The sequence below is a fragment of the Variovorax sp. 22077 genome (genome assembly GCF_052044195.1).
Taxonomy (GTDB): Bacteria; Pseudomonadota; Gammaproteobacteria; order Burkholderiales; family Burkholderiaceae_C; genus Variovorax; species Variovorax atrisoli.
This window is the reverse complement of the sequence record NZ_JBQEQC010000034.1, coordinates 21,854-45,896: the sequence shown is the minus strand read 5'-3', so window position 1 is coordinate 45,896 and position 24,043 is coordinate 21,854. Positions and strand designations below refer to the sequence as shown.

The window sequence follows — 24,043 nt, the reverse complement described above, 5'->3', positions numbered from 1 at the left end:
GGCCTGGCCGCGCCGGATGCTAGAGACTCACTGCTGTCATGAAAAGACAATAATTGGGCGTCGAAGATAACTTTTGGTTTTCATGAAACCCAACCAGCTGCATGCCTTCGTGGCCGTGGTCGAGCAGTTGAGCATCCGCGCCGCCGCGCGCGTGCTGGGCATATCGCAGCCGGCCGTCACCAAGATCGTGCGCGAGCTGGAGCGCGAGGTCGGCGCGCCACTGGTGGAGCGCAGCGTCAAGGGCGTGCAGCTCACCGAGTTCGGCAAGGCCTTCGCGCCGCGCGCCCGGCTGCTGCTGGCCGACATGCAGCGCGCCCGCGACGAGATCGCGCAGATCCGCGACGGGCTCACCGGCAAGGTGGCGCTGGCCGTCAGCACCTCCTTCGCGCTCACGGTGCTGCCGGCGGCCTTCAAGGACTTCCATGCGCGCTTGCCCGCCGTCGACGTGCAGTTCAGCGAGACCGTGCTGCCCTGGATGCTGGCGCGCCTGCGCGAGGGCTCGCTCGATTTCGCGGTGGCGCACGTGGTGCCGGGGCGGCTCGATCCGCAATTCGAGGCGATGGAGCTCTTCCCGGTGAAGCTGGTGGTGGGCATGCGCGAGCGCCATCCGCTGCGCGGCAGCCGCTCGATCCGCGAGCTCTACAAGGCCGAATGGATTCTTCCGGGTGACGACCACTTCAGCGGCCGCGAGGCCGTGTCGCCCTTGCTGCCGCTGGGGCTGCCGCCGCCGGCGCGAGTGATCCAGGGGCAGTCGGTCACGGTGGCGCTGGCGCTGGTCGGGCAGATGGACCTGGTCGGCCTGTTCGTCGAGCCGCTGGCCACGCTGACTTTCAAGCGCCACGGCATCCGCCGCGTCGAGATAGAGGAAGAGCTGCCTGTGCTGAACGTCTGCGTCATCAAGCGGCGCGGACAGCTGCTGACGCCGGCCGCGCAGCATTTCGTCGAATGCATCCAGCGGGCCTCGGCGGCGGCGATGGCTGGCTAGCGCGGCGGAGGGAAGTCGACGCCGGCCTGGCCCGGCTTCCAGGGCTCGTACTTGTGCATGGCGCGCTCGAAGAGCTCGCAGGCGATCCAGCTCGACAACCAGGCCCGCAGGCGCGGCCAGGGCTGCGAGTCGAACCATGCCTGATCGACCATCGCGAACTGGCGCACGAAGGGCATGACGGCTGCATCGGCCAGCGTCGCGTGCGAGGCGGCCAGCTGCGGCGATGCGCTCAGCCTGGCTTCCAGGTCGCGCAGGAAGGCGGAGCCGCGCTCGCGTGCGGTCTCGCCGCCGTCCGCGTGGCGCTCGGGATACTTGTAACGGTCGAGCTGGGGCTTGAACTCGTCGTCGCACCTCGCGACCAGCGCGAGCATGTCCTGCAGCGTGCCCGTGCCGGGCTGAAGCCAGCGCAGCGGGTCGCCGCGGCGCAGGGCCCACAGCATCACGTCGAGGCTCTGCTCCAGCACCGATCCGTCTTGCGCGATCAACACCGGCACCGTGCCCTTGGGCGAGGCCGCGAGCATCTCGGCCGGCTTGTTCCGAAGCACCACCTCGCGCAGCTCGCAGCGCTGCCCTGCGGCGACCAGCGCGAGGCGCGCCCGCATCGCATAGGGGCAGCGGCGGAACGAGTAGAGAACGGGCAGGGCGAAAGGCATTCGGTTCTGAGGGGCGGAGCTGGGGATTTTCGGGCATGCCAGGACCGGTTTTCCCGACAATCGGACCCCATGGCCGATCGCCTCTTCCTCCGGCTCGACGACGACCCGCTGCACGGGCCGGAATCGGGCGCGCCTGCCGGCACGCTGCGCGCATTTCCGGTGGCGGCAGCGCTGCGCGGGCATGTCTCGCACCTCATGCTGTGCCGCGAGAACCTTGCCGAGGGCCACGAGGTGCGCGAGCGCGTGTTGCCTGACGGCGCCGTGCGGCTGATCTTCAACTTCGGCGATGCCCCCTTCGTCGGGGACGAGCAGGGGCAGGCGGTGGAGGCCGTCGGTGCCTCGACCACGCCGGTCGTGTTGTGCATGCGGCGGAAGGTGGAGGGCCTCTCCGTCACCCTCCGCCCTGGTACCGCCGCCGCGCTGCTGGGACTGCCGGCCGGAGAGATCGGCGGTACGGCGGTGCATCTCGACGAGCTCTGGCAGGGCGAAGGCGTGGAACTGCTCGAACGCATGACCGAAGCGCGTGACGACGCGGCGCGGGTGGCACTGCTGCAGGCCGTGCTGCTGCGCAGGCTCCGCGATGGCGATGCCGGGGGCAACGCTGCCGCCATGCGAGCGGCGCAGCTCATCGCAGACGCCGATGGGCGGCGTCCGTTGCGCGAGGTGGCTGCCGCCGTCGGCGTGGGTGAGCGGCGCCTGCAGCAGCTCTTCCATGCCCACGTGGGGCTTTCGCCGCGCGCATGGAGCCGGCTTGCGCGCCTGCACGGCTGCCTGCGCGCACTGCGCCAGCAGCCCTCGCCGGCCTGGGCCCAGGTGGCGCTGGAGGGTGGCTTCTACGACCAGTCGCACCTGGTCAATGAGTTCCGCGCGTTGTGCGGCGTCACGCCGACCGAGTTCCTCGACCAGGCGGCTTCGGGTTCTTCCAAGACGGCGGGTTGAGTGCTGGCTATCTTCATCCGCTCTCAGGCAAAAGGATCGAAGGAGCCATCAGGATGAACGACGAAGAAAAGACGCCAGGCCGACCACTGAAGGACTGCGTGGCGGTCGTGACCGGCGCGAGCCGCGGCGCGGGGCGCGGCATCGCGGTGGAGCTAGGCGCGGCCGGCGCCACCGTGTACGTCACAGGCCGCAGCACGCGTGAGCGGCCCGCCGACACCTACGGCCAGCTGATGGCCCTGTCGGACCTGGCGGCGCTGCCCGGCAGCATCGACGACACGGCGGACGAGGTCACGCGCATGGGCGGGCGCGGCATTGCGGTGCGCTGCGACCACACCAGGGAGGACGACGTGGCCGCGCTCTTCGCCCGCGTTGAGCGCGAGGCAGGCCACATCGACCTGCTCGTGAACAACGCCTGGGGTGGCCACGAGACCTTCAACGGCGTGTTCGAGGCGCCGTTCTGGGAGCACCCGCTGTCGAACTGGGACTCGATGTTCGACCGCGGCGTGCGCAACCACCTTCTGGCCAGCCGCTGCGCCGCACCGCTGATGGTGCGGCAGAAGAAGGGCCTGATCGCCACCACCACCTTCTGGGACCGCGGCCGCTACGTGCGCGGCAGCCTCTTCTACGACCTGGCCAAGGCGTCGATGACGCGGCTGGCCTTCGGCATGGCGCAGGACCTGAAGCCGCACGGCGTGGCCTCAGTGGCGGTGTCGCCCGGCTGGATGCGCACGGAGTTCGTGCTGGCCGCCTACAAGACCGACGAGGCCCGCTGGCAGGAACGCTCCGAGCTTGCTCGCACCGAGTCGCCGCACTATCTCGGGCGGGCGATCGCTGCGCTGGCCGGCGACCCGCACGTGATCGACAAGAGCGGCGAGGTGCTGCGCGTGGCCGACCTTGCGCGCGAATACGGCTTCACCGACATCGACGGGAGGCAGGTGGCGGCGTTCGAGATGTAGCGCCACCGGCTCCGGCCGGCCGGGCGAATACTGCGCTCAGTACGAACGCAGGGCGATTCCCCATCGCCCGTCGATGCGCAGCACGATCCACAGGTTGACGTGCGTGCTGAGCACCGCGCCCGCCGCGTCGCGCCGGGTATAGGTGACGACGAAGTGAACCTTGTCGTTGGCGATCAGCACCGGCTCCTTCTTCTCGTACCGGGTGAGGGCCCAGCCAGTGGCTTTCAGCTTCTCGAAGAAGTCGTGCGGATGTCGGCCCGGCTCGGCCCACTCGAGCCGCTGCGCGCCCGACAGCATCACGTGCGGGAAGTGCAGCTCGGCATCCATGCCGCTGGTGTCCGATGCGTTGAAGGCGGCGGTGAATCGGTCGAGGCAGGCCGAGGCGGCATCCACCTGCGCGGCACGGGGTTCGCCGGAGGGCGGTGGGGCGACGAAGGCGGAGAAGTCGGAGAAGTCGGAGAAGTCGGAGCGGCCGGTCATGCCGCCGATGGTAGGCCAGGGCGCTGGCGCCCCGATAAACGCAACGCAGTTGCATTGGATTCATATAATGCAATTCTGTTGCATATATGGAGCCCGCCCCATGGCCGACCGCCTCCCCGTTACCGTGCTTTCCGGCTTTCTCGGCGCCGGCAAGACCACGTTGCTGAACCACATCCTCAACAACCGCGAAGGCCGGCGTGTGGCCGTCATCGTCAACGACATGAGCGAGGTCAACATCGACGCCGCCCTGGTGCGCGAGGGCGGGGCCGCGCTCTCCCGCACCGACGAGAAGCTGGTGGAGATGAGCAACGGCTGCATCTGCTGCACGCTGCGCGAAGACCTGCTGCTTGAGGTGAGGCGCCTTGCGAAGGAGAAGCGCTTCGACCAGCTAGTGATCGAATCGACCGGCATCTCCGAGCCGCTGCCCGTGGCCGAGACCTTCACCTTCGCGGGGGAGGACGGCAAGAGCCTGTCCGACGTCGCGCGGCTCGACACCATGGTGACGGTGGTCGATGCCTTCAACTTCCTGCACGACTACGGCTCGCCCGACAGCCTGGGCCAGCGCGGCCAGTCGCTGGGCGACGAGGACACGCGCACCGTGGTCGACCTGCTGATCGAGCAGATCGAGTTCTGCGACGTGCTGGTGGTCAACAAGACCGACCTCGTCACGCCCGAGGAGCGCGAGCGGCTGATGGCGATCTTGCGCAGCCTGAACCCGCGTGCGCGCATCGAGGTGTCGGAGTTCGGCCGCGTCGCGCTCGACCGCGTGCTCGACACCGGCCTCTTCGACTTCGAGCAGGCCGAGCAGGCGCCCGGCTGGCTGGCCGAGCTGCGCGGCGAGCACGTGCCCGAGAGCGAGGAATACGGCATCCGCAGCTTCGTCTACCGCTCGCGACTGCCTTTCCACCCCATGCGCTTCTGGAAGCTGGTGCAGAGCGAATGGGAGGGCGTGGTGCGCTCCAAGGGCTTCTTCTGGCTTGCCAGCCGCGCGACGCGCGCCGGCTCGTGGTCGCAGGCCGGCGGCGCCTGCCGCTACGGCGCGGCGGGCTTCTGGTGGGCGGCGGTGCCGCGCGAGCACTGGCCGACCGATCCGCAGGCCCTGGAGATCATCCACAGGAACTGGGACCCTGCCACCGGCGACGCCCGCCAGGAACTGGTGCTGATCGGCATCGGCATGGACGAGGATGCCCTGCGCGCCCGGCTGGACGCCTGCCTGCTCACTGAGCAGGAGATGCGCTTCGGCGCCTCGTGGTGGCAGAACTTCCCGGATCCGTTCCCGTCCTGGAACCAGTGAGCTGATATCTCTGCGGTAATGCCGCGGAACCGGCTTTGCCGGGCCGCAGGCATTGCCCCCTGCCAGGGGGTTGGCGAAGCGACACGAAGTGCGCGCAGCCTGGGGGTGAGGCCAAGGTTTCCGCGGAACCGGCTTTGCCGGGCCGCAGGCATTGCCCCCCTGCAAGGCGGTTGGCGAAGCGACACGCAGCGCGCGCAGCCTTGGGGGGCTGCCTTGTTACCTCGCGCAGTCGCCGCAGGTGCCGTGAAGGGTGAGGGCGGTGTGGCGCGTGTCGATGCCCTGCTTGCGCAGCGCCCGGCCCAGCCGCCCCATCACCTTCGGCAGTTCCGGGTCGGAGGGCAGGGCCAGCACCTTGTGGCACTGGTCGCATTCGAAGGTGTTGCCCGACTCGGCCTCCACGTGGCGCGAGAAGCGGTTGACGCGGTCGGCGCCCACGCGGCGGTCGCACAGGCCGGCCTCGACGAGGCGGTCGAGCACGCGGTAGACCGTCACCCGGTCGGGCGCCTCGCCGGCGGCGGCGGTGTAGGCGGCGGCCACTTCCTCGTGCGTCAGGGGCTGCGAGCTGTGCTCCAGCAGCTCTAGCACGGTCTGGGCGGCGCGCGTCACGCGCAGGCCGCTCTCGCGCAGCAGGGTTTCGCTGTCGAACGGGGCTGCGCGCTGGGGCTTCGGATGCGAGGTCGGGGTCTTCATGCGGTCTTCTTGCGAAACGCCATTGTGTTGCATCCCGGGGCGGCGAGGGTAGGGGCGGAGGAAATGACCTGCCTGGCGAAGTTCCGCCCGGCCCGGGCGCATATGCCGGAATGCGCCTAAGCATCTGACGAATGGGTCGTTCGCCTGCGCGCCGCGGCGCGACAGAATCGCGCCCTTTGTCTTCTGCGATCGAAAGTCCCCCCATGCGTGCCCCCCTGCGTGCCCATTCTTTCCTGTCGAAGCTGCTCAAGCCGGTCCTGCTGCTGGGAGCCTGTGCTTCCCTGGCGGCGGCGGTGCAGGCGCAACCGGCGGGGGCGGCCTATCCGTCGAAGCCCGTGCACATCACCGTGGCGAACACGCCCGGCAGCTCGCCCGACGTGCTGGCGCGCTACCTGGGACAACGGCTGTCGGAGCAGTGGAAGCAGCCGGTGGTCGTCGACAACCGCGCGGGCGCGGGCGGCATCCTGGCGGCCGACGGGCTGGCCAAGGCGCAGCCCGACGGCTATTCGCTGCTGGTGGGCGCCGACGGGCCGATCACCATCCTCCCGAACCTCCAGCCCGGCCTTCCCTATGACGCGCGGCGCGACCTGGTGCCGGTGGTGTCGCTCGGGCAGATCGACTTCGTGCTGGTCGCCAATCCGAAGACGGGCTTCCGCACCGTGGCCGACTTCGTGCGTGCGGCCAAGGCCAGGCCGGGGCACATCAACTACGCCTCCGCCGGTAACGGCAGCCCGCAGCAGCTGAGCATGGAGCTGCTCAAGCAGAAGGCGGGCATCTATGTCACCCACATCCCGTACCGCGGCGGCCCGCTGGGCATGCAGGACGTGATCGCGGGGCAGGTCGACGTGATGTTCATCGCGGTCGGGCCGGCGCTGCCGCACATCCGCAGCGGCCGGCTGGTGGCGCTGGGCACCAGCGGCGAGAAGCGCCATGCGCTGCTGCCCGAGGTGCCGACCGTGGCCGAGAGCTACAAGGGCTATCGCTCGGGCACGTGGTTCGGCCTGTTCGCGCCGGCGCGCACGCCGCAGCCGGTGCTCGACGCCATCGCCTCCGAGGCCGGGCGCATCGTGCAGGCCCCGGCCGCGCGCGCCGAACTCGCTGCGCAGGGCATCGAGGCCACGGGCTATGCGCAGCGCCAGTTCCAGACGCAGGTGGCAGCCGAGTACGAGCGCTACGCGCAGATCGTCAAGGCCGTCGGCATCAAGGCCGAATAGCAACGTTTCGCGCCCGGAGGTAACGGCGTGGCCGCACATCGAAACGATGTGCAAGTCGGCCTACCGCCCGTTTCGGAGCGCCGGACCGGGATGCGCTAAGGTCCGGGCATCCGTTCCCGAATACCCTTGCCGACCATGTCACGTCCTCCCATCGAGATCGAAACCGCCCCCAACCCCACCGCCACGGTGATCGTGATGCACGGCCTCGGCGCCGACGGCAACGACTTCGTGCCCATCGCCGGTGAACTCGACCTCTCGGCCGTGGGGCCGGTGCGCTTCGTGTTCCCCAACGCGCCCGTCATGCCCGTGACCATCAACGGCGGCTATCAGATGCCGGCCTGGTACGACATCTCGGTGGCCGACCTCCAGGTGCAGGAGGACGAAGCCGGCCTTCGCCGCTCGCAGGCGACCATCGAGGCCATCATCGCCAACGAGAAGGCCCGTGGCATCGCCGCCGGCCGCATCGTGGTGGCCGGGTTCTCGCAGGGCTGCGCGATGGCCCTGATGACCGGCCTGCGCCACACCGAGCGGCTCGCCGGCATCGTCGGCCTCTCGGGATACCTGCCGATCGCGGCCACCACCGCGGCCGAGCGGCATGCAGCCAACCACGAGACGCCGGTGTTCCTCGCCCATGGCCGGCAGGACCCGGTGGTGCCCTACGCGGCCGCCGTGCGCACGCGCGAGGCGCTCTCTGCGCTGGGCTACGCCGTCGAGTGGCACGAATACGCCATGGCGCACTCGGTATGCATGGAAGAAATCGCCGACCTCAACCGCTTCCTGCTGCGGGTGCTCGGCTGAGCCCGAACGAGTACGAACAAGGAGCCAGCGATGATCCTCGTCATCGGCCACGCCGTGGCCAAGCCCGACACCCTGCAGGCCATGCTCGCCATCAGCACCGAACACGTGCGGCGCTCGCGTGCGGAGCCCGGCTGCATCTCGCATGAAGTCTCGACCGACGCGCAGGAGCCGCTGCGCCTGACTTTCGTGGAGCGCTGGAGCGACATGGACGCGCTGCAGGCGCATTTCCGGGTCGAGGCCTCGCGCGCCTTCGCCAAGGCGCTCTCGGCGATGGCCGAGGGCACGCCGCAGATGTACGTCTATCGCGCGGACGAGATCGACCTGTCGGCCGGCCAGGCCAGGGCCTGAATCGCGCCCGCGACGCCCGCTGCTATCAAAAAAATAGCGCCCGACAGGGTAGCCAGCCCAGGGATTCCCTGCACGAGCAGTGCCCGCTTGCCCGTGCTACCTTCCAGCCCCTCAGAAGATTGATGGGTCATAACAATATGAGCAACAGATTGCAGGAGAGGTTGGGTGCACTTTCAGCCACACGACTGAAGGGCATGCGACGTGGAATCGAGAAGGAGAGCCTGCGAGCGCTGCCCGACGGCAAGCTCGCGCTGACGCCGCATCCGCTGGCGCTGGGCTCCGCGCTCACGCATCCGCACATCACCACCGACTTCAGCGAATCGCAGCTCGAACTCATCACGGGCGTGCACGCCGACGTCGATTCGGCCCTCGAGGAGCTCACGCGGGTGCACCAGTTCACCTACCGCGTGCTCGACGGCCTCGGCGACGAGCGCCTCTGGGTGTCGAGCATGCCCTGCGGCCTGCCGACCGACGAGACCATTCCGATCGGCCGCTACGGCTCCTCGAACGTGGGCCGCGCCAAGAGCGTCTACCGCATGGGCCTGAGCCACCGCTACGGCCGCCGCATGCAGACGATTTCGGGCATCCACTACAACTGGTCGCTGCCCGAGGTGTCGAGCGAAGAGTATTTCGCGCTGATCCGCAATTTCCGCCGCCACGCCTTCCTGCTGCTGTACCTGTTCGGCGCCTCGCCGGCGCTGTGTTCGAGCTTCGTGGCGGGCCGCCCGCACGAGCTGCAGCCGCTGGGCGACGGCAGCATGTTCATGCCGCACGGCACCTCGCTGCGCATGGGTCGCCTGGGTTACCAGAGCGACGCCCAGGCCTCGCTGGCCGTGAGCTACAACAGCCTCGAAGGCTATGCCGCCTCGCTGCAGGACGCGCTCACGCGCCCGTGGCCGGCCTACGAGGCCATCGGCATCCGCAACCTGGGCGGCGACTACAACCAGCTAGGCACCAGCCTGCTGCAGATCGAGAACGAGTTCTACGGCACCATCCGTCCCAAGCGGGTGATCAATCCCGGTGAGCGCCCGCTGCATGCGCTGCGCGAGCGCGGCGTGGAGTACGTCGAGGTGCGCCTGATGGACCTCGACCCCTTCGAGGCCGTCGGCATCAACGCGCAGACCATGCGCTTCATCGACGTGTTCCTGCTGCACTGCCTGCTGAGCGACAGCCCCGACGACACGCCGCAGGAAATCGCCGACCTCGCCCAGAACCAGCACCTCACCGCCGCGCGCGGCCGCGAGCCGGGCCTGAAGCTGCGGCGCAACGGAACGGAAGTGACCCTTGCCGACTGGGGCCTGGAGCTGGTCGAGCAGTGCCTGCCCATCGCCGCCGCGCTCGACGCGGCCCAGGGCAGTGGCACGGCGCATGCCGACGCGGTGCGCGCCGCCGTGGCTGCGCTGCGCAACCCCGACAGCCTGCCTTCGGCCCGCGTGCTCGCCGCCATCGAGAACGAGCATGCCAACTCCTTCATCGGCTTCGTGCGCGACCGCTCCGAGCAGACCCGCGCGACGCTGCTGGGCCTGCCGTTCTCGGCGGCGCTGCAGGCCGAGTTCGAGCGGATGACGGCCGAGTCCATCCAGGAGCAGAAGCGCATCGAGGCGGCCGACACCATGCCGTTCGAGATCTACCGCGAGCAGTACGTCTCGCCCGCGCGCCTGGGCGTGCCGCGCAGCCGCACGGCGGTCGCTGCCTGAGCCGCCGCTGACACGCTGGTGACTGGCGCCGGCGCGCCGATGCTGCGCCGGGTCCGCTTTCTGGGGTAAAACGCCTCGCTGTCGCCCGGGTGAGGCTCGCCCGGCGCGGCATCGAACAACGGCAACTCCCATGGAAGGCGACACAGAGACATGAGCAACGGCAGCAATCTCGATTTCAAGGGCCGCGTGGCCATCGTGACCGGTGCGGGCGGCGGCCTGGGCCGCCAGCATGCGCTGGCACTGGCGGCGCGCGGCGCCAAGGTGGTGGTCAACGACCTGGGCGGCGCACGCGACGGCTCCGGCGGCTCGGTGAGCGCCGCGCAGGCGGTGGTCGACGAGATCAAGGCCGCGGGCGGCGAGGCGATCGCCAACGGCGCCTCGGTCACCGACTTCGAGGCGGTGCAGGCCATGGTCAAGGAGGCGGTCGACGCCTGGGGTCGCGTCGACATCCTCGTCAACAACGCCGGCATCCTGCGCGACAAGAGCTTCGCCAAGATGGACCTTGCCGATTTCAGGCTGGTGGTCGACGTGCACCTGATGGGCGCCGTGAACTGCACCAAGGCCGTCTGGGCGCTCATGAACGAGCAGAAGTACGGCCGCATCGTGATGACCACCTCGTCGTCGGGCCTGTACGGCAACTTCGGCCAGAGCAACTACGGCGCGGCCAAGCTCGCGCTGGTGGGCCTGATGCAGACGCTGAGCATCGAGGGCGCGAAGAACGACATCCGCGTGAACTGCCTGGCGCCCACGGCCGCCACCCGCATGACCGAGGACCTGTTCCCCAAGGAAATGCTCGAGGCCTTCCGCCCCGAGGCGGTGGTGCCGGCGATGCTGGTGCTGGCCGCGCAGGACGCGCCCAACCGCACCATCCTCTGCGCGGGCGCCGGCACCTTCGAGGCCGCGCACATCACGCTGACGCAGGGCGCCTGGCTGGGCATCGAGGCCGACACGCCCGAGCAGCTGGCGGCGCGCCTGTCCGAAGTGACCGATCGCGAAGGCGAGGCGGTGCCGCAAAGCGGCGCTGCGCAGGGCGCCAACGAAGTCGCCAAGGGCATGGCCAACGCCAAGAGGAACTGATCCCCGGCATCGTGTTCATGGCGCTTGACCTAGAGCGCACTCGAGCATTTCCAATGAATTCACCGGATATCCGGTTGATTCAAAAGAAGGAAATGAAGCCATGAACACGATCGAGAACAAGGCCATCGTCCAGCACATCCACGACGAGCTGGACAAGGGCAACGGCCAGCCCTTCGTCGACAGCCTCGCCGACGACGCGAGCTGGAAGCTGGAGGGCAGCACCGCGTGGTCGCGTACCTACCAGGGCAAGAAGGCGATCCGCGAGGAACTGCTGAATCCGCTCTTCGCCCAGTTCGCGGCGCCCTACAGGAGCAAGACCGAGCGCGTCATCGCCGAGGACGACCGGGTGGTGGTGCTCTTCAGCGGCGACGTGCCCACCAAGGCCGGCAAGCGCTACAACAACCGCTACTGCTATGTCTACCGACTCGAAGGAGGCAAGGTGAAAGAGCTGACCGAGTACTTCGACACCGCCCTCGTGCAGGAGGCGCTGCAGCCTCCTGCCGCCCTCCATGCGGGCTGAGAAAGCCGTCGAGAGGGGCGCTCCCTTCCACATCGGCGAGCTGGCGGCGCGAACCGGCCGCACGGTGCACGCCATCCGGTGGTACGAGACGCAGGGCCTCGTGCCCGGCGTGGCGCGCGACGAGGGCGGCCGGCGCCTCTACGTCGAGCTGCACGTCGGCTGGCTGGACCTGATGGAGCGCCTGCGCAGCACGGGCATGTCCATCGCCGAGATGCGCGAATACACCGCGCTCGCCATGCAGGGCAAAACCACGCTGCGCGAGCGGCGCGACATGCTGGCCGCGCACCGCGAGCGGGTGAACGAGACCATCGCCGGGTGGAAGAGGGCGCTCTCGCTGGTCGAGCGCAAGATCGATTTCTACGACGAGTGGATGGCCAGCGGCCACCGCCCGCCGCTCGTCGACGCCAGGCCTTCGCCCGCACCAGCGCCGGCCAGGCGTGGGAGCCGCGCCGCTACTCGGCGATGAAGTTCGGATCGGTGCGGATCGAGTCCCGGTCCCGGTGGTTGTGAAGCCGGCCCAGGGTGTTCTCGATCAGGCGCTTGAGCTTGTCGGACGCACCCCGGAAGGCCTCGTCGAGGCTGCCCGCGTGCTGCGTCACCGCCAGTGGCTGGTGATGCGCGAGGCGCGCCTCCATCACGCAGCACTTGTCGCTGCCGCCGGCCTTGTCGTGGTTCTCGTCGCTCAGGTGCACTTCCACGCGCGTCACGTCGTCGACGAAACGGCTCAGGTTCTGCTTGATCTCCGCGTCGGCCCAGCGCTCCAGCGCGTCCTTGTTGGTGATGCCGTTGCTCGTGTTGACCTGGATCTGCATGCAATTTCCTCCGCTGGATGGATGAACGAAGGGTCACTTTGCACCCCGCGGCGCCCGCCAGGGCGTAGGCCTGTTCCCTGCATGTGCGCCGGGCAGGGCCTGCTCAGCTCTGGATGTAGGTGGTGAGCTGCTCGATGGTGGCTTCCTGGTCGGAGATGATGTCGTCCATCAGGTCCTGGATGGAGATCATGCCGACCACCTTGCTGCCGTCGACCACCGGCAGGTGGCGGAACTTGCGCTGGCTCATGAGTGCCATGCACTCACGGGTGCGGGTCTGCGGGGTCACGGTCATCACGTCGGGCGTCATGATCTCGCGGACCTTCATTTCCTTGGAGTTCTTGCCCTGCAGCGCCACCTTGCGGGTGTAGTCGCGTTCGGAGAGAAAGCCCACCAGCTTCTCGCCGTCCATCACCATCAGCGCGCCCACCTCGAAGCGCGCCAGGATGGAAAGCGCGTCGAACACGCTGGTGTCGGGGGAGGTGCGCCATGCTGCGGAATCATGGCGCTTGAGCAGTTCGGAGACGGGTTTCATCGTTGGCAACTCCATGAAGGGTTTCGATTCGACCGACGCTCGGGCGCCGCACTCGAACAAATCATAGAGGCGATGGATGACCGCGCGGCGCAAAAACTCTAAGGGAATGCGCGTGTGTGCAAGACACGCGCAATGCGCGAGAACTTAAGGCTGCGCAGGCGCCGCCGCAGGGGTGGCGACGAACACGCGGCTCAGCGAGATCGCGTCGCCCACCACCGTCTTCACCAGGCCCTTGTCGTCGAACTGCACCTGGAACTCCGACCAGCTGTCGCGCCAGTAGCGCCACACGGGCGCGTCGAGGCTGGGGTTCTCGCTGGCCACGGGGTAGGCGATGGCCATCAGCACCTGTTCGCGCGTCATGCCGGGCATCACCTTGCCGGCGAGGATGGCCTCGCGCACCGGCGCGGGGAAGGTGGCCATCTTCTGCTTCGGGTCCGCGGTCACCACGTAGCGCTGCGCGAAGGTGGGCAGCGGGATGTTGCGGCTGTAGTCGTTCTTGATGCGCTGCTGCTTGCCGGCGAGCTCCACGCCGAACCAGCGGAAGTCGTAGGTGGTGATGCGCGCCGGCGTGCCCACCGCGACGATGCTCGTGCCCTGTTCGTCGTAGTTGATGTCGCTGATCGAGTCGCCGTAGGTGCGCATGTTGCAGCACAGGTAGCCGCTGATCAGCGGGCCGGGTGGCGGGGAGGGCCGCTGGGCATGGGCGACGGTCACGGTCGCGGGCATGACGATGGCTGCCAGCAAGGCGGCGGCAAGGCGCTTGGACATGTGTGGATTTCCCTCGGAGTTGTTGGTGTCGCTGCGGGAGCGCTGTCCTCGGCAGCGAAGGGATTCTAGGAGCGAACAATCCCGCACCGAAGGCAGAATGCGCGCCTGCAGCTATGGAAAACGTAGCAACCAGCTTGCGTTCAGGTTGCCGGTTCACAATGCGCATCGGCCCTGCACGGGCCCCATTCCCCCACAGAGACAGCGCGAAAGAAAGAAGAGCCCACCGATGGCGATCCAGTGGTTCCCCGGTCACATGTATTCGACCCAGAAGGCCATCACCGAAAGAGTGAAGGACATCGACGTGGTCATCGAGCTGCTCGACGCACGCCTGCCCGGCTCCAGTGCCAACCCGATGCTGGCCGAGCTCACGGCGGGCCGGCCCACGCTCAAGGTGCTCAACAAGCAGGACCTGGCCGACCCCGAGCGCACCGTGCTCTGGCTGGCGCACTACAACGCGCTGCCGGCCACCCGCGCCATTCCGCTCGACGCGAGCCAGACCACGCCGGCCCAGCAGATCGTGAAGGCCTGCCACGAGCTTTCGCCCAACCGCGGCGGGCTGGCCAAGCCGATGCGGGTGCTGATCTGCGGCATTCCCAACGTGGGCAAGTCCACCCTCATCAACACCCTCACCGGCAGCCGCAAGGCCAAGACCGGCGACGAGGCCGGCATCACCAAGCTCGAACAGCGAATCACCCTGGCCGACGACTTCTACCTGTGGGACACGCCCGGCATGCTGTGGCCCCGCATCATCGTGCCCAAGAGCGGCTACAACCTCGCGGCCAGCGGTGCCGTCGGGCGCAACGCCTTCGACGAGGAGGAAGTGGCGCTCGAACTGCTCGGCTACCTCAAGTCGAACTACGCCGCCGGCATCGCCGCGCGCTTCAAGCTGGTGGAGCTCGACGCCGAGACCATGGCCGGCATGAAGGACGAGGCCCTGCTCGACACCATCGGCCGCAAGCGCGGCGCCCTGCTGGGCAAGGGCCGCGTCAACCTGCAGAAGGCCGCGGAGATCGTGATGCACGAGTTCCGCGCCGGCAACCTCGGGCGAATCACGCTCGAGACGCCCGAGGAGTTCGCCGCGTGGCTGGCCGAGGGCCAGCGTGCGGACGCCGAACGCGCCGCGAAGAAGGCCGCGCGCAAGCAGAAGGGCAAGCCGAAGCCCGAGGCCGGGCAGGACGACTGAGGCGGCCGCGATGCCTGCCGGGCGTGACGACGATACTTCGGCCGCCATGGCTTGGCACCAGGCGCTGGCGAGGCGCTTTCCCGAACTGGCGCCGGCGTCCCTGACGACACTCGCCGTGCAGGCGCGCCGCGAGACATCGGCTGCGCAGGCGACGCTGTTGGCGGCTGGCGACGTGTGGCGGCACGCCTTCTGGGTCGAGCGCGGCATGCTGCGGCTCTGCTACATCGACAGCGAAGGGCGTGAGTCGAACAAGAACTTCCACGCCGAGGACGCATTCATCTGGCCCGTGACCGAGGCAATGCAGCGCGAGCCCGCGGCCTTCTTCATCGCCGCACTGAACCCGGCCACTGTCTGGCGCCTGCCGTACGCCGCGCTGCAGGCCGAGGTGGGCGAGCTGCCTTCGTGGACGGCGCTGCGGCTGCAGGCGCTCGCCGGCCTGCTCGACGACAAGATGCGGCGCGAGCAGACTTTTCTGCAGTGCACGGCACGCCAGCGCTACGAGGCCCTGCTGCGCGAACGCCCCGAATGGACCGGCCGTATCCCGCTGCGCCACCTGGCTTCGTACCTGGGCATGACGGACGTGTCGCTGTCGCGGCTGCGCGCGGAGATGGGACTTATCGAGGGTTAAGGCGCCGAACGCGCAGCGGCGGGACAGTGCAGGCTTTTCCTTTCCCGCAGGAGGAGCCCCCGCAATGTTCTCTCGCCGACCGGCCATGTCGCCCTCGTTAGCCTGCCACGCGCTCGCCATCTTCTGGTTGGGCGTGATGGCCGGCTTCTTCTGGACCTACAGCGCCAACGTGAATTTCGCGACCCTGGAGATGGACGGCGCCACCTACGCGCGCGTGCAGTCGGGTCTGAACCGCAACGTGCGGCACGCGATGTTCTTCGGCTTCTTCTTCGGGCCGCCGCTGCTGTGTGCGCTGGCATTGGCCACGGCCTGGAGTGCGCGCCACAGGGGCTGGTGGCGCTGCCTGCTGCTGGCCGGCGTGCTCTACGGCCTGGGCATCGTGGTGTTCACGGCGCAGGTCAACCTGCCGCTCAACGCGTACACCGAATCGTGGGATCCGCGGGCCTTGCCGTCAGACTGGGCGCGCACGCGCGAGCGCTGGAACGCAGCGAACCTCTGGCGCACGATAGCCGGTGCGCTGGCTTTCGGGCTGGCGCTCGCGGCCCTGTGCGCTCGGGCAGTGGCGGCAGCGGCTCAATCCAGCGCGAACAGCGCCGCGGCAGCCTCGTCGAGCGCGGCGACCCTGCGCGAGTCGGAGCTCGGGCCCGCCGCCTGTAGCGCGCGCTGATACATGGCCACGCGCGTGGCCGACACCGGCCTGCACAGGGGCCTGCCGCGCGTCTGCGCAATGCTCCGTCCGGGCACCACGTAGCGCCCCGGGTTGAGCCGCGCGAAGCGGATGTACGCCTGCAGCGTGGGCAGGATGTCGCCGTGCAGCGAGTTCATGCGCCTTTCCGTATCCATGCCGATCTGTGCTCGGCCCTTCGCGTCCCTGGTGATCGGCAAGCCCAGGATGTCGGCCATGTCGATCTGGAAGTGCGTGAAGTCGCCGTAGGGGCGCTTGCAGTCGATGACGAAGCTGTTCCAGTTGGCGTGCTGCAGCAGGCGGATGTGCTCGGCCGTCACGTCGAAGGCGTTGCGCTTCTCGAAGGGCGGCTGGAAGGCGTAGTGGCCGGCCACGAAGCTCGCGTGCAGGAAGAAGGCGGCGGCCACGTTCACGAAGCGCTCGAAGACCGGCGAGTTGCCGCCGTCGAGTACCTCGCCGAACTGCTCCAGCGTCATGTCGGGCGGCACGATGGCGGGCGCGCCGGATTCGCAGCCGACCCACTCGGCATGGCTGCGGCGGAACCAGTCGATGTCGGCCTGCGTGATCTCTATGCTGCCCGGCTGGGGCGAAGCCGCCGGTGCGGCCGCAGGCGTGTCCGGCGACCGGCCGCATCCCGACGCGGCCAGCAGGGCGGCTGCGGTGCATGCGGCGGAAAGTGCCAGCGCATCCCGCCGATGGAACCATCTCACGTTGTTCTCTCCACTGAAAAAGCTGTCCATCTCTGTCTTTGCAGCGCAGGACGATGCCATGCGGGCCTGACAGCTGCCTGAGGACGGCCGGGCCGTGCGCCGGAACGCGTGGCAGAAGACAATGGGGAACCCTCAGGAAAAACGGGGCTCCCACGGCGGGCCTGCACCAGCCCGAAGCCTCCATCCAGCCAGCAAGCCAGCCAGCGACCCGAATCCAGATGCAACGTCTCACGCGTCAACGCAACGCCGTCTTCTCCGCCTTCAGCGACGCAGGCCGCGTCCTCACCGCCCCGCAGATCCTGGCGCACGCGCGCGAGATCGTTCCGGAGATCAGCCTCTCCACCGTCTACCGCCAGGTTTCGCTGCTCTTGGCCGATGGCGAGATCGCCAAGGTCGAGCTGCCCGGCGAGCCCGCCCGCTACGAGGTGGCGTGCAAGCCCGCGGCACATGGCCAGCCGGGCCACGGCGACAGCCACGCCGACCACCACCATCACTACTTCCACTGCTCCAGCTGCGGGCAGGTGTACCTGCTGCATTCCTGCCCCGGTCCGATGGACGACCTGGCGCCGAAGGGCTTCCAGGTGAAGAGCCACGAGGTGACGCTGCACGGGATCTGCGCCTCGTGCGCCGGTGCGGAAACGGCCGGCAAGGCGCGCGCAGGCAAGTCGCACTGAGCGGCGGCTTTCATCGGGCTTTCAATTTATTGAGAATGAATTCTCAATAACGTATAGTCGCGGGTCCGAATCCTCCGGCTCCGATCCCGACCATGCAAGTCCTGTCCTCGCTCAAAGAAGCAAAGAAACGCCACCGCGACTGCCAGGTGGTGACGCGGCGCGGCCGCACCTACGTCATCTGCAAGTCCAACCCGCGCTTCAAGGCAAGGCAGGGCGGCGCCAAGAACAGGCACAAGCGCTGAGCGTAGGCACCGGGCGGCGCCGCGGCTGAATCGCCGGCGTCGCGGGCTTTCCCATCACTGAACGACCGCTTCGGCGCGCATGCGCCGGCGCGCGGCTGCGCTCGTCTTTTTTTCCTTCTCACCGGGTTCCTTCCATGCTCCGAGCCATCGGCCTCACCAAGCTGTACGGCGCGCACACAGCGCTCGACAGCCTCGACCTCGACATCCGCGCCGGCGACATCTACTGCCTGCTGGGCGCGAACGGCGCCGGCAAGACCACGACCATCAACCTGTTCCTGAACTTCGTCGAGCCGACCTCCGGCACGGTCGAGATCAACGGCATCGACGTCGTGCGCCACCCGGTGGCCACCAAGCAGCACGTGGCCTACATCCCCGAGCAGGTCACGCTGTACGGATCGCTCTCGGGGCTGGAGAACCTGCGCTTCTTCGCCGGGCTCGCGCTGGGCCGCGAGCTGCCGCGCGATCGGCTGCTTCGACTGATGACCGAGGCGGGACTGGATCACGCCGTGGCCGACAGGCGCGTGTCGGCCTACTCCAAGGGCATGCGCCAGAAGGTGTGGATCGCCGTGGCGCTGGCCAAGCAGGCGAGGGCGCTGCTGCTCGACGAGCCCACCTCCGGGCTCGACCCCCAAGCCGCCAGCGAGTTCTCGGGCCTGCTGCGCCGCGCCGCCGACAGCGGCGTGGCCGTGCTCACCACCACGCACGACCTGTTCCACGCGCAGCAGACCGCCACGCGCGTCGGAATCATGAAGCGCGGCCGGCTCGTCGAGAGCCTGGACGGCGAAGCGCAGATCGCGCGCACCGACCTGCAGTCCCTCTACCTGCAGCACATGAGGACATAGGATGAAACTCACCCCCAGTCTTCGCGCACTTCGTGTCGCTTCGCCAACCCCCTTTCAGGGGGCGACACCGGCAGCCCGGCAAAGCCGGTTCCGCGGTGTCTCCCGAATGGATCGCGCCACTTTCTTGCGTTGTGTGTCGCGCGCAGAGCGGTGGAGCAACTGACATGCTTCCTTGCTGGATCGCACGCCGCGAATTCCTCGAACGCCTGCGCGACGGGCGCCTCTACTGGGCAGGCGGACTGGTCGCCGTGCTGCTGCTGACCGCGCTGGCCGTGGGCTGGGCGCACCAGCGTGCCGCGCAGGCGGAGCAGCGCGCCGCACAGGCCATGGACTACCACGACTGGCTGCGGCAGGACCGGCGCCATCCGCACGACGCCGCGCACCAGGGCATGCACGCCTTCAAGCCAGAGGCGGCGCTGTCGATGATCGATCCGGGCATCAACCCCTTCATCGGCAGCACCGTGTGGCTGCAGGCGCACCGCCAGAGCGAGGTGAAGTTCAACGCAGCGCAGGATGCGACCGGCCTGCAGCGCTTCGGCAATCTCTCGGTCGGCTGGATCCTGCAGGTGCTGGGGCCGCTGCTGGTGATCGTGCTGGGCTTCAACGCCTTCGCCGGCGAGCGCGAGCAGGGCATCCTGCGGCAGACGCTGAGCCTGGGCGTGTCGCCGCTGCGCCTTTTGGGCGGCAAGGCGCTCGCACTGGCCGGCTCGCTGGCCGCGCTGCTGGTGCCGGCCGCGCTCATCGCCGCCGTGGCGGTGGCCGCCGGCGCGGAAGAGGGGGCGTGTCTCGACGCGCTGCTCAGGCTGGGCGCCTGGTCGCTCGGCTATGCCGTGTACCTGGGCATCTTCGTCTTCGTGGTGCTCGGCGTGTCGGCGCTCTCGTCGACCTCGCGCATGGCGATCACGCTGCTGCTGGCGCTGTGGATCGCGCAGGCAGTGATGGCGCCGCGCGTGTTGTCGGAGCTCTCGCGCGCGTGGTTTCCCAGCCCGACGCGTCTCGAGTTCAACCAGGCGCTGGGGGCCGAGCTCAAGACCGTGTCCGACGGCGTCTGGCAGAAGAATTTCGGCTCCACCGAGCGCTGGGGCCGCGACGTGCCGCTGAGCAAGTGGGGCATCGCGCTGCGCCTGGACGACCAGGCTTCCTACCCGGTGTACGACCGCCACTACGGCCGCCTGTGGGACACCTGGGAGCGCCAGCAGGCAGTGCAGGAATGGAGCGGCCTGCTGCTGCCCATCCTCGCGGTGCGCAGCTTCTCGATGGGCATGGCGGGAACCGACTTCGCGCACCACCGCAGTTTCACGACCGCGGCCGAACTGCATCGCCGCCACATCCAGGACCTGATGAGCGCAGACCTGGTGGCGCATGCCGATCCGCTTGGAGGCCAGCATTTCGCCTACCAGGCCGAGCCCGATCTGTGGGCGACCGTGCCGCCCTTCGACTACCAGCCGCCAAGCGCGGCCTGGGCGCTGACGCACCAGGGGCGCAGCTTCGCCGTGCTGTGCGCCGGCCTGCTGCTGGCCGCCGCCTTCGCGGCCTTCACCGCCTCGCGCCAGCGCGCGCTCTGAGGTAAGCAGCAGATGACGACGTCACCTTCCTCCTCCGTTTCCGCTTCCTTCGTCGATCCTCCACAGGGCCGCCGCCTGCTGGCGGTGATGCGCCAGGAATGCCGCCTGATGCTCGCCGAGCGCACCCTCTGGGCCGCCGGTGCGCTGTTCCTGCTGCTCGTGGCCTATGCCCTCGGCAACGGGCTGCTGCAGACCGCGAGCCGCGACCGCGCGCAGGCCGCAGTGGCGCAGGCCGACCGCGAAGCCCGCGCGGCGCAGCGCGTCTTGCTGGAGAACATCCTCGCCGGCACCGCGCAGCCCACGCCCTTCGAGAACCCGGCCGATCCTTCGCGCATGGCCAGCGGCTATGGCGGCCACCACGCGATCCTGCCGACCGCGCCGCTGGGCCCGGTTGCGCTGGGGCAGAGCGACCTGTTCCCGAGCCAGTTCAAGGTCACCGGCCAGAGCCGCGTGGTGTTCATGAACCCGAGCGACATCGAGAGCCCCTGGCACCTGCTGAGCGGGCATTTCGACCTGGCCTTCGTCATCGTCTACCTGCTGCCGCTCCTGATCTTCGCGCTGGGCTACAACCTGCTGTCGGCCGAGCGCGAGAACGGCACGCTGAGGCTGCTGCTGTCGCAGCCGCTGCGGCTGCGCACGCTGCTCGCTGGCAAGCTCACGGTGCGCGCCGCGGTGCTGCTGGGGCCTGCCGTGCTTCTGCCGGTGGCGGTGCTCGTGGTGGCGCGCCAGGCCGGGCTGACAGGCTCGCCGGGCGCCGCGCTGTGGTGGTGGGCGCTGCTGGTGGGGGCGTACGCGCTCTTCTGGTTCGCGCTGGTGGTGGCGGTGAATGCCTTCGGGGCCTCGTCGGCGACGAACGCGATGGTGCTCGTCATCGCCTGGGTGCTGCTGGTGCTGGTGGCGCCGGTGCTGCTGAACCTCGTCGTGACGCAGGCCAGCCCCGCGCCTTCGCGCACCGAGCTGGCCACGCGCCAGCGCATCGTGACGGCAGAGGCGATGAAGCGCCACGCCGACCTGATGAGCACCGACTACCAGCACGTCGGCCGCGGCGCCATCCTCGTGCCGCGCGAGGGCAAGATCGAGATCGCCGGCCGGCTGCTGGGCAACTACCTGATCGAGAAGGAAGTCGACGAGGCCATCAGGCCGGAGCTCGACCGCTTCGATGCGCAGCAGGCCGGGCAGCAGGCGCTGCTGGCGCGCTTCAGCGCGGTGTCCCCGGCGGCCGTGGCCTACGAGGGCATGACGGCGCTGGCCGGCACCGGCACGCGGCGGCAGGCGCGCTTCGAGGCGCAGACCGTCGCCTATCACGAGGCGTGGAAAGGCTTCTTCTTCCCGCGCATCGACGCGCGCGATGCGCTTTCGCCCTCCGACTTCGACCGAATTCCCGCGTTCGCCTGGCAGGAGGAGCCCGCCAGCCTCGTGCGCGGACAGGCCGCGCTTGCCGTGCTGCAGCTGCTGGTGCCTGGCCTGCTGCTGTTCGGGCTGGCCGCATGGCGGCTGCGCCGCTTCTCGGTCGCGTAGGCGCCGCCCCAGGTTTTCCTTTCCTTATTGCATTCAAGCAAGCAATCCAATGACCATCTTCATCCGCACGGCCATGGCGGCGGCCGCCGTCACCGCATTCCAGGCCTCGTACGCGCAGGAAGGCGCGGAACTCGGCACCATCACCGTCGAGGGCAGCCGCGAGGCCGACGGCCTGCATCTCAGGGAGTCGAGCGGCACCGCATCGCGCCTGGGGCTCTCGGTGCGCGAGACGCCGGCCTCGGTCGAGATCCTCACGCAGGACGCCATCCAGCAGCGCGGCGCGCGCACCTTCAGCGAGGCGTTGCGCGGCATGACGGGCCTCACCGGCGGCGGCCCGCCGTCGTCGCCGACCACGCTGTCCACGCGCGGGTTCAGCAGCCTCATGTACCTGTACGACGGCGTGCGCAGCTCCGGCGCGGGCGTGACCAACCGCGTGCAGGACACCTGGAACTACGAGCGCATCGAGGTGCTGAAGGGCCCGGCCTCGGTGATCGACGGCGAGGGCGCCATCGGCGGCGTCGTCAACTTCGTGACCAAGCGTCCCGACCGCAGCAACCCGAACAAGGAGGCGCTGCTCTCGTACGGCAGCTACGGCTCGACCCGCGCCGCGTTCGGCTTCGGCGGTGCGCTCGGCGACGCCAGCGCCTACAGGCTGGACTACAGCCGCAACGACACCAAAGTGGGCACGATCGCCCGCAACGGCGAGCGCATCGACCACTTCACCAGCGGCCTGATGGTCGACTTCGGCGGCTCGGTGAAGCTCGACCTTTCCTTCGACTACCTGCGCGACGACAACCAGGCCTACTGGGGCACGCCGCTGGTGCCGGCGAGCTTCGCCACGCAGCCCACGAACGTGGTCAGCACGCCGGACGGCCGCGTGATCGACCGCCGCCTGACGCGCAGCAACTACAACGTGCCCGACGACAGGAACTCGTCCGAAACCTACTGGCTGCGCGCGCGCCTCACGGGCCGGCTCGACGGCGGCTGGTCTTGGCGCAACGAGCTATCGGCCAACAAGGCGGACCGGGTGTTCCGCAACTCCGAGAGCGCGGTGTTCGTGGCGCCCGCCAGCATCGCGCGCGACCAGACGCTGATCACGCACGACCAGGACTTCTGGCTCGACCGCTTCGACCTGACGCACAAGGGCAGGCTCGGCGGCATGGACAATCGCTTCGTCGTCGGCGGCGAGTACAGCGAGACGCGCTTCGGCAGCCGGCGCCGCTTCTCCGACAGCAGCGCCGCCACCGCCAGCCTGCTGCGCGTGCCGGTGTTCGATCCGTACCTTGCGCCCTTCGACGAGAACCCCGCGCTCAGCACCGGCGCGGGCAACCGCACCAACACCAGCTTGAAGGTGAAGGTGAGCTCGGTCTTCGTGGAAGACGCGCTGAAGCCCTTGAGCAACCTCACGCTGGTGGGCGGCCTGCGCCACGACCGCACCGAGGTCGACCGCGGCATCGCCGACCTGAACCTGGGCAGCTACACGCGCTTCGGCGCCAGCTACCGCGCCACCTCGGGCCGCATCGGCGCGGTGTACGACATCACGCCGCAGTCGAGCGTGTACGCGCAGTACACCAATGCCACGCTGCCGGTGAATTCGCTCTTCCTGCTGTCGGCGTCGAACGCGGCCTTTCCGATGTCGCGCGGCAAGCAGACCGAGGTGGGCTTCAAGCAGAGCATTCCCGAGGCGAAGCTGGAGTGGACGGCCGCGCTCTACAAGATCGCGCTCGACAACGTGCTTTCGCGCGACCCCAACGACGCCCGCAACACGGTGAACAACGGGCGCCAGTCGTCGCGCGGCATCGAGCTGTCGACCGTGTGGCGCCCGACGCGCGAATGGACGCTGGCCGGCAACCTCGCCGCGCTCGACGCGCGCTACGACACGCTGATCGAGGCCGGCGGCGTCTCGCGCGTGGGCAAGACGCCGCCCAACGTGCCCGAGCGCGTGGCCAACCTGTTCGCCACCTACCGGCCCGATGGATCGAAGTTCGAGTATTTCGCCTCGATCAACCACACGGGCCGCATGTACACCGACAACGCCAACCAGATCCGCATCAACGGCTTCACTACGCTCGATGCGGCGGTGAGCTACCGCATGCAGAACGTGCTGCTGAGCTTGCGCGTGCGCAACCTGACCGACAAGCTCTACGCCACCTGGGCGGGCCGCGCGACGAGCCAGGTGCTGCTGGCGCCGCGGCGTACCTTCGAGCTGTCGGCCAAGTTCGACTTCTGACAG

27 protein-coding genes are annotated in these 24,043 nt (G+C 68.8%); 20 read left to right on the top strand and 7 right to left on the bottom strand.

The features are described from left to right. Nucleotides 1-82: 82 nt before the first annotated feature. Nucleotides 83-985 carry a LysR family transcriptional regulator gene (locus ACTJLF_RS32070; RefSeq protein ID WP_019654954.1) on the top strand — a complete coding sequence of 301 codons (903 nt, stop codon included), beginning with the start codon at nucleotides 83-85 and terminating at the stop codon, nucleotides 983-985. Here ACTJLF_RS32070 and ACTJLF_RS32065 read toward each other — a convergent pair. After that, nucleotides 982-1,638: a glutathione S-transferase gene (locus tag ACTJLF_RS32065; RefSeq protein ID WP_440884682.1), complete on the bottom strand. Its 657-nt coding sequence runs from the start codon at nucleotides 1,636-1,638 to the stop codon at nucleotides 982-984. The genes ACTJLF_RS32070 and ACTJLF_RS32065 overlap by 4 nt on opposite strands. A gap of 69 nt (nucleotides 1,639-1,707) precedes the next feature. On the opposite strand from ACTJLF_RS32065, the gene ACTJLF_RS32060 reads away from it, so the two are divergent. Both ACTJLF_RS32060 and ACTJLF_RS32055 read left to right on the top strand, forming a co-directional pair. After that, the gene (locus ACTJLF_RS32060; protein ID WP_440884681.1) at nucleotides 1,708-2,577 is read left to right on the top strand and encodes a helix-turn-helix domain-containing protein; all 870 of its coding nucleotides are present in this window, start codon (nucleotides 1,708-1,710) and stop codon (nucleotides 2,575-2,577) included. 53 nt (nucleotides 2,578-2,630) lie between these two features. Next, a complete protein-coding gene (locus ACTJLF_RS32055; RefSeq protein ID WP_440884680.1) occupies nucleotides 2,631-3,533 on the top strand; it encodes an SDR family oxidoreductase in 903 nt (300 codons plus the stop codon). A 36-nt stretch (nucleotides 3,534-3,569) separates the two neighbouring features. Here ACTJLF_RS32055 and ACTJLF_RS32050 read toward each other — a convergent pair whose 3' ends face one another. Continuing rightward, nucleotides 3,570-4,013, bottom strand: a complete 444-nt coding sequence (locus ACTJLF_RS32050) for a hypothetical protein (RefSeq protein WP_440884679.1) — start codon at nucleotides 4,011-4,013, stop codon at nucleotides 3,570-3,572. 100 nt (nucleotides 4,014-4,113) lie between these two features. Here ACTJLF_RS32050 and zigA point away from each other — a divergent pair, with 100 nt between their 5' ends. Beyond that, the gene (gene zigA, locus ACTJLF_RS32045; RefSeq protein WP_440884678.1) at nucleotides 4,114-5,307 is read left to right on the top strand and encodes a zinc metallochaperone GTPase ZigA; all 1,194 of its coding nucleotides are present in this window, start codon (nucleotides 4,114-4,116) and stop codon (nucleotides 5,305-5,307) included. A 216-nt stretch (nucleotides 5,308-5,523) separates the two neighbouring features. On the opposite strand, the gene ACTJLF_RS32040 is transcribed toward zigA, so the two are convergent. Next, a complete protein-coding gene (locus ACTJLF_RS32040; RefSeq protein WP_020723089.1) occupies nucleotides 5,524-5,997 on the bottom strand; it encodes a Fur family transcriptional regulator in 474 nt (157 codons plus the stop codon). Nucleotides 5,998-6,200: 203 nt separating this feature from the next. Here ACTJLF_RS32040 and ACTJLF_RS32035 point away from each other — a divergent pair, with 203 nt between their 5' ends. From ACTJLF_RS32035 to ACTJLF_RS32005, 7 genes are all read left to right on the top strand, one after another. Beyond that, nucleotides 6,201-7,211, top strand: a complete 1,011-nt coding sequence (locus ACTJLF_RS32035; RefSeq protein WP_354421374.1) for a Bug family tripartite tricarboxylate transporter substrate binding protein — start codon at nucleotides 6,201-6,203, stop codon at nucleotides 7,209-7,211. Between the two features lie 135 nt (nucleotides 7,212-7,346). Beyond that, a complete protein-coding gene (locus ACTJLF_RS32030; protein ID WP_132755368.1) occupies nucleotides 7,347-8,009 on the top strand; it encodes an alpha/beta hydrolase in 663 nt (220 codons plus the stop codon). A 30-nt stretch (nucleotides 8,010-8,039) separates the two neighbouring features. After that, nucleotides 8,040-8,357 carry a putative quinol monooxygenase gene (locus ACTJLF_RS32025; RefSeq protein ID WP_440884677.1) on the top strand — a complete coding sequence of 106 codons (318 nt, stop codon included), beginning with the start codon at nucleotides 8,040-8,042 and terminating at the stop codon, nucleotides 8,355-8,357. Nucleotides 8,358-8,494: 137 nt separating this feature from the next. Continuing rightward, complete coding sequence (gshA, locus tag ACTJLF_RS32020) at nucleotides 8,495-10,054, top strand: glutamate--cysteine ligase (RefSeq protein ID WP_126186012.1); 1,560 nt, start codon at nucleotides 8,495-8,497, stop codon at nucleotides 10,052-10,054. Nucleotides 10,055-10,204: 150 nt separating this feature from the next. Then, the gene (locus ACTJLF_RS32015; protein WP_019654965.1) at nucleotides 10,205-11,131 is read left to right on the top strand and encodes an SDR family NAD(P)-dependent oxidoreductase; all 927 of its coding nucleotides are present in this window, start codon (nucleotides 10,205-10,207) and stop codon (nucleotides 11,129-11,131) included. A 100-nt stretch (nucleotides 11,132-11,231) separates the two neighbouring features. Beyond that, nucleotides 11,232-11,651 carry a nuclear transport factor 2 family protein gene (locus ACTJLF_RS32010; RefSeq protein WP_132755362.1) on the top strand — a complete coding sequence of 140 codons (420 nt, stop codon included), beginning with the start codon at nucleotides 11,232-11,234 and terminating at the stop codon, nucleotides 11,649-11,651. Next, on the top strand, nucleotides 11,641-12,117 hold the full coding sequence (locus ACTJLF_RS32005) for a MerR family transcriptional regulator (protein ID WP_440884676.1): 477 nt from the start codon (nucleotides 11,641-11,643) through the stop codon (nucleotides 12,115-12,117). The genes ACTJLF_RS32010 and ACTJLF_RS32005 overlap by 11 nt, the downstream gene beginning before the upstream one ends. On the opposite strand, the gene ACTJLF_RS32000 is transcribed toward ACTJLF_RS32005, so the two are convergent. From ACTJLF_RS32000 to ACTJLF_RS31990, 3 genes are all read right to left on the bottom strand, one after another. Beyond that, nucleotides 12,104-12,463 (bottom strand): HPF/RaiA family ribosome-associated protein, encoded by a 360-nt coding sequence (locus ACTJLF_RS32000; RefSeq protein WP_019654968.1) that lies wholly within the window; start codon nucleotides 12,461-12,463, stop codon nucleotides 12,104-12,106. The genes ACTJLF_RS32005 and ACTJLF_RS32000 overlap by 14 nt on opposite strands. A gap of 103 nt (nucleotides 12,464-12,566) precedes the next feature. Further along, on the bottom strand, nucleotides 12,567-12,995 hold the full coding sequence (locus ACTJLF_RS31995) for a CBS domain-containing protein (protein WP_019654969.1): 429 nt from the start codon (nucleotides 12,993-12,995) through the stop codon (nucleotides 12,567-12,569). A gap of 144 nt (nucleotides 12,996-13,139) precedes the next feature. Then, nucleotides 13,140-13,763, bottom strand: a complete 624-nt coding sequence (locus ACTJLF_RS31990; protein ID WP_440884675.1) for a cell envelope protein SmpA — start codon at nucleotides 13,761-13,763, stop codon at nucleotides 13,140-13,142. A 226-nt stretch (nucleotides 13,764-13,989) separates the two neighbouring features. On the opposite strand from ACTJLF_RS31990, the gene ylqF reads away from it, so the two are divergent. From ylqF to ACTJLF_RS31975, 3 genes are all read left to right on the top strand, one after another. Then, entirely contained in the window at nucleotides 13,990-14,946 is a 957-nt protein-coding gene (gene ylqF, locus ACTJLF_RS31985) for a ribosome biogenesis GTPase YlqF (protein WP_440884674.1), read from the top strand. A 46-nt stretch (nucleotides 14,947-14,992) separates the two neighbouring features. Then, nucleotides 14,993-15,574, top strand: coding sequence for a Crp/Fnr family transcriptional regulator (locus ACTJLF_RS31980; protein ID WP_440884673.1), 582 nt, complete (start codon nucleotides 14,993-14,995; stop codon nucleotides 15,572-15,574). Between the two features lie 64 nt (nucleotides 15,575-15,638). Next, nucleotides 15,639-16,241 carry an anthrone oxygenase family protein gene (locus tag ACTJLF_RS31975; protein WP_440884672.1) on the top strand — a complete coding sequence of 201 codons (603 nt, stop codon included), beginning with the start codon at nucleotides 15,639-15,641 and terminating at the stop codon, nucleotides 16,239-16,241. Here ACTJLF_RS31975 and ACTJLF_RS31970 read toward each other — a convergent pair. Continuing rightward, a complete protein-coding gene (locus tag ACTJLF_RS31970) occupies nucleotides 16,148-16,969 on the bottom strand; it encodes a hypothetical protein (protein WP_440884671.1) in 822 nt (273 codons plus the stop codon). The two genes, ACTJLF_RS31975 and ACTJLF_RS31970, sit on opposite strands and share 94 nt — an antisense overlap. A 218-nt stretch (nucleotides 16,970-17,187) precedes the next feature. Between ACTJLF_RS31970 and ACTJLF_RS31965 the strand changes: the two genes are divergently transcribed. The 6 genes from ACTJLF_RS31965 to ACTJLF_RS31940 all read left to right on the top strand — a co-directional run bounded on the left by ACTJLF_RS31965 (nucleotide 17,188) and on the right by ACTJLF_RS31940 (nucleotide 24,040). Continuing rightward, nucleotides 17,188-17,643: a Fur family transcriptional regulator gene (locus ACTJLF_RS31965; RefSeq protein ID WP_132755351.1), complete on the top strand. Its 456-nt coding sequence runs from the start codon at nucleotides 17,188-17,190 to the stop codon at nucleotides 17,641-17,643. A 92-nt stretch (nucleotides 17,644-17,735) separates the two neighbouring features. Further along, entirely contained in the window at nucleotides 17,736-17,885 is a 150-nt protein-coding gene (ykgO, locus tag ACTJLF_RS31960) for a type B 50S ribosomal protein L36 (protein ID WP_019654976.1), read from the top strand. A 134-nt stretch (nucleotides 17,886-18,019) separates the two neighbouring features. Further along, nucleotides 18,020-18,727: an ABC transporter ATP-binding protein gene (locus ACTJLF_RS31955; protein ID WP_440884670.1), complete on the top strand. Its 708-nt coding sequence runs from the start codon at nucleotides 18,020-18,022 to the stop codon at nucleotides 18,725-18,727. Nucleotides 18,728-18,891: 164 nt separating this feature from the next. After that, nucleotides 18,892-20,292 (top strand): ABC transporter permease subunit, encoded by a 1,401-nt coding sequence (locus tag ACTJLF_RS31950; RefSeq protein WP_440884669.1) that lies wholly within the window; start codon nucleotides 18,892-18,894, stop codon nucleotides 20,290-20,292. Between the two features lie 12 nt (nucleotides 20,293-20,304). Beyond that, nucleotides 20,305-21,810, top strand: coding sequence for an ABC transporter permease subunit (locus tag ACTJLF_RS31945; RefSeq protein ID WP_206169210.1), 1,506 nt, complete (start codon nucleotides 20,305-20,307; stop codon nucleotides 21,808-21,810). A 49-nt stretch (nucleotides 21,811-21,859) separates the two neighbouring features. Then, nucleotides 21,860-24,040 carry a TonB-dependent receptor gene (locus ACTJLF_RS31940; protein WP_440884668.1) on the top strand — a complete coding sequence of 727 codons (2,181 nt, stop codon included), beginning with the start codon at nucleotides 21,860-21,862 and terminating at the stop codon, nucleotides 24,038-24,040. Nucleotides 24,041-24,043 lie beyond the last annotated feature (3 nt).

What these genes read in the sequence shown, in the direction of transcription:
- ACTJLF_RS32070 (WP_019654954.1), top strand. Translation starts at nt 83, where the DNA reads ATGAAACCCAACCAGCTGCATGCCTTCGTGGCCGTGGTCGAGCAGTTG.
- ACTJLF_RS32065 (WP_440884682.1), bottom strand. Translation starts at nt 1,638, where the DNA reads ATGCCTTTCGCCCTGCCCGTTCTCTACTCGTTCCGCCGCTGCCCCTAT.
- ACTJLF_RS32060 (WP_440884681.1), top strand. Translation starts at nt 1,708, where the DNA reads ATGGCCGATCGCCTCTTCCTCCGGCTCGACGACGACCCGCTGCACGGG.
- ACTJLF_RS32055 (WP_440884680.1), top strand. Translation starts at nt 2,631, where the DNA reads ATGAACGACGAAGAAAAGACGCCAGGCCGACCACTGAAGGACTGCGTG.
- ACTJLF_RS32050 (WP_440884679.1), bottom strand. Translation starts at nt 4,013, where the DNA reads ATGACCGGCCGCTCCGACTTCTCCGACTTCTCCGACTTCTCCGCCTTC.
- zigA (WP_440884678.1), top strand. Translation starts at nt 4,114, where the DNA reads ATGGCCGACCGCCTCCCCGTTACCGTGCTTTCCGGCTTTCTCGGCGCC.
- ACTJLF_RS32040 (WP_020723089.1), bottom strand. Translation starts at nt 5,997, where the DNA reads ATGAAGACCCCGACCTCGCATCCGAAGCCCCAGCGCGCAGCCCCGTTC.
- ACTJLF_RS32035 (WP_354421374.1), top strand. Translation starts at nt 6,201, where the DNA reads ATGCGTGCCCCCCTGCGTGCCCATTCTTTCCTGTCGAAGCTGCTCAAG.
- ACTJLF_RS32030 (WP_132755368.1), top strand. Translation starts at nt 7,347, where the DNA reads ATGTCACGTCCTCCCATCGAGATCGAAACCGCCCCCAACCCCACCGCC.
- ACTJLF_RS32025 (WP_440884677.1), top strand. Translation starts at nt 8,040, where the DNA reads ATGATCCTCGTCATCGGCCACGCCGTGGCCAAGCCCGACACCCTGCAG.
- gshA (WP_126186012.1), top strand. Translation starts at nt 8,495, where the DNA reads ATGAGCAACAGATTGCAGGAGAGGTTGGGTGCACTTTCAGCCACACGA.
- ACTJLF_RS32015 (WP_019654965.1), top strand. Translation starts at nt 10,205, where the DNA reads ATGAGCAACGGCAGCAATCTCGATTTCAAGGGCCGCGTGGCCATCGTG.
- ACTJLF_RS32010 (WP_132755362.1), top strand. Translation starts at nt 11,232, where the DNA reads ATGAACACGATCGAGAACAAGGCCATCGTCCAGCACATCCACGACGAG.
- ACTJLF_RS32005 (WP_440884676.1), top strand. Translation starts at nt 11,641, where the DNA reads ATGCGGGCTGAGAAAGCCGTCGAGAGGGGCGCTCCCTTCCACATCGGC.
- ACTJLF_RS32000 (WP_019654968.1), bottom strand. Translation starts at nt 12,463, where the DNA reads ATGCAGATCCAGGTCAACACGAGCAACGGCATCACCAACAAGGACGCG.
- ACTJLF_RS31995 (WP_019654969.1), bottom strand. Translation starts at nt 12,995, where the DNA reads ATGAAACCCGTCTCCGAACTGCTCAAGCGCCATGATTCCGCAGCATGG.
- ACTJLF_RS31990 (WP_440884675.1), bottom strand. Translation starts at nt 13,763, where the DNA reads ATGTCCAAGCGCCTTGCCGCCGCCTTGCTGGCAGCCATCGTCATGCCC.
- ylqF (WP_440884674.1), top strand. Translation starts at nt 13,990, where the DNA reads ATGGCGATCCAGTGGTTCCCCGGTCACATGTATTCGACCCAGAAGGCC.
- ACTJLF_RS31980 (WP_440884673.1), top strand. Translation starts at nt 14,993, where the DNA reads ATGGCTTGGCACCAGGCGCTGGCGAGGCGCTTTCCCGAACTGGCGCCG.
- ACTJLF_RS31975 (WP_440884672.1), top strand. Translation starts at nt 15,639, where the DNA reads ATGTTCTCTCGCCGACCGGCCATGTCGCCCTCGTTAGCCTGCCACGCG.
- ACTJLF_RS31965 (WP_132755351.1), top strand. Translation starts at nt 17,188, where the DNA reads ATGCAACGTCTCACGCGTCAACGCAACGCCGTCTTCTCCGCCTTCAGC.
- ykgO (WP_019654976.1), top strand. Translation starts at nt 17,736, where the DNA reads ATGCAAGTCCTGTCCTCGCTCAAAGAAGCAAAGAAACGCCACCGCGAC.
- ACTJLF_RS31955 (WP_440884670.1), top strand. Translation starts at nt 18,020, where the DNA reads ATGCTCCGAGCCATCGGCCTCACCAAGCTGTACGGCGCGCACACAGCG.
- ACTJLF_RS31950 (WP_440884669.1), top strand. Translation starts at nt 18,892, where the DNA reads ATGCTTCCTTGCTGGATCGCACGCCGCGAATTCCTCGAACGCCTGCGC.
- ACTJLF_RS31945 (WP_206169210.1), top strand. Translation starts at nt 20,305, where the DNA reads ATGACGACGTCACCTTCCTCCTCCGTTTCCGCTTCCTTCGTCGATCCT.
- ACTJLF_RS31940 (WP_440884668.1), top strand. Translation starts at nt 21,860, where the DNA reads ATGACCATCTTCATCCGCACGGCCATGGCGGCGGCCGCCGTCACCGCA.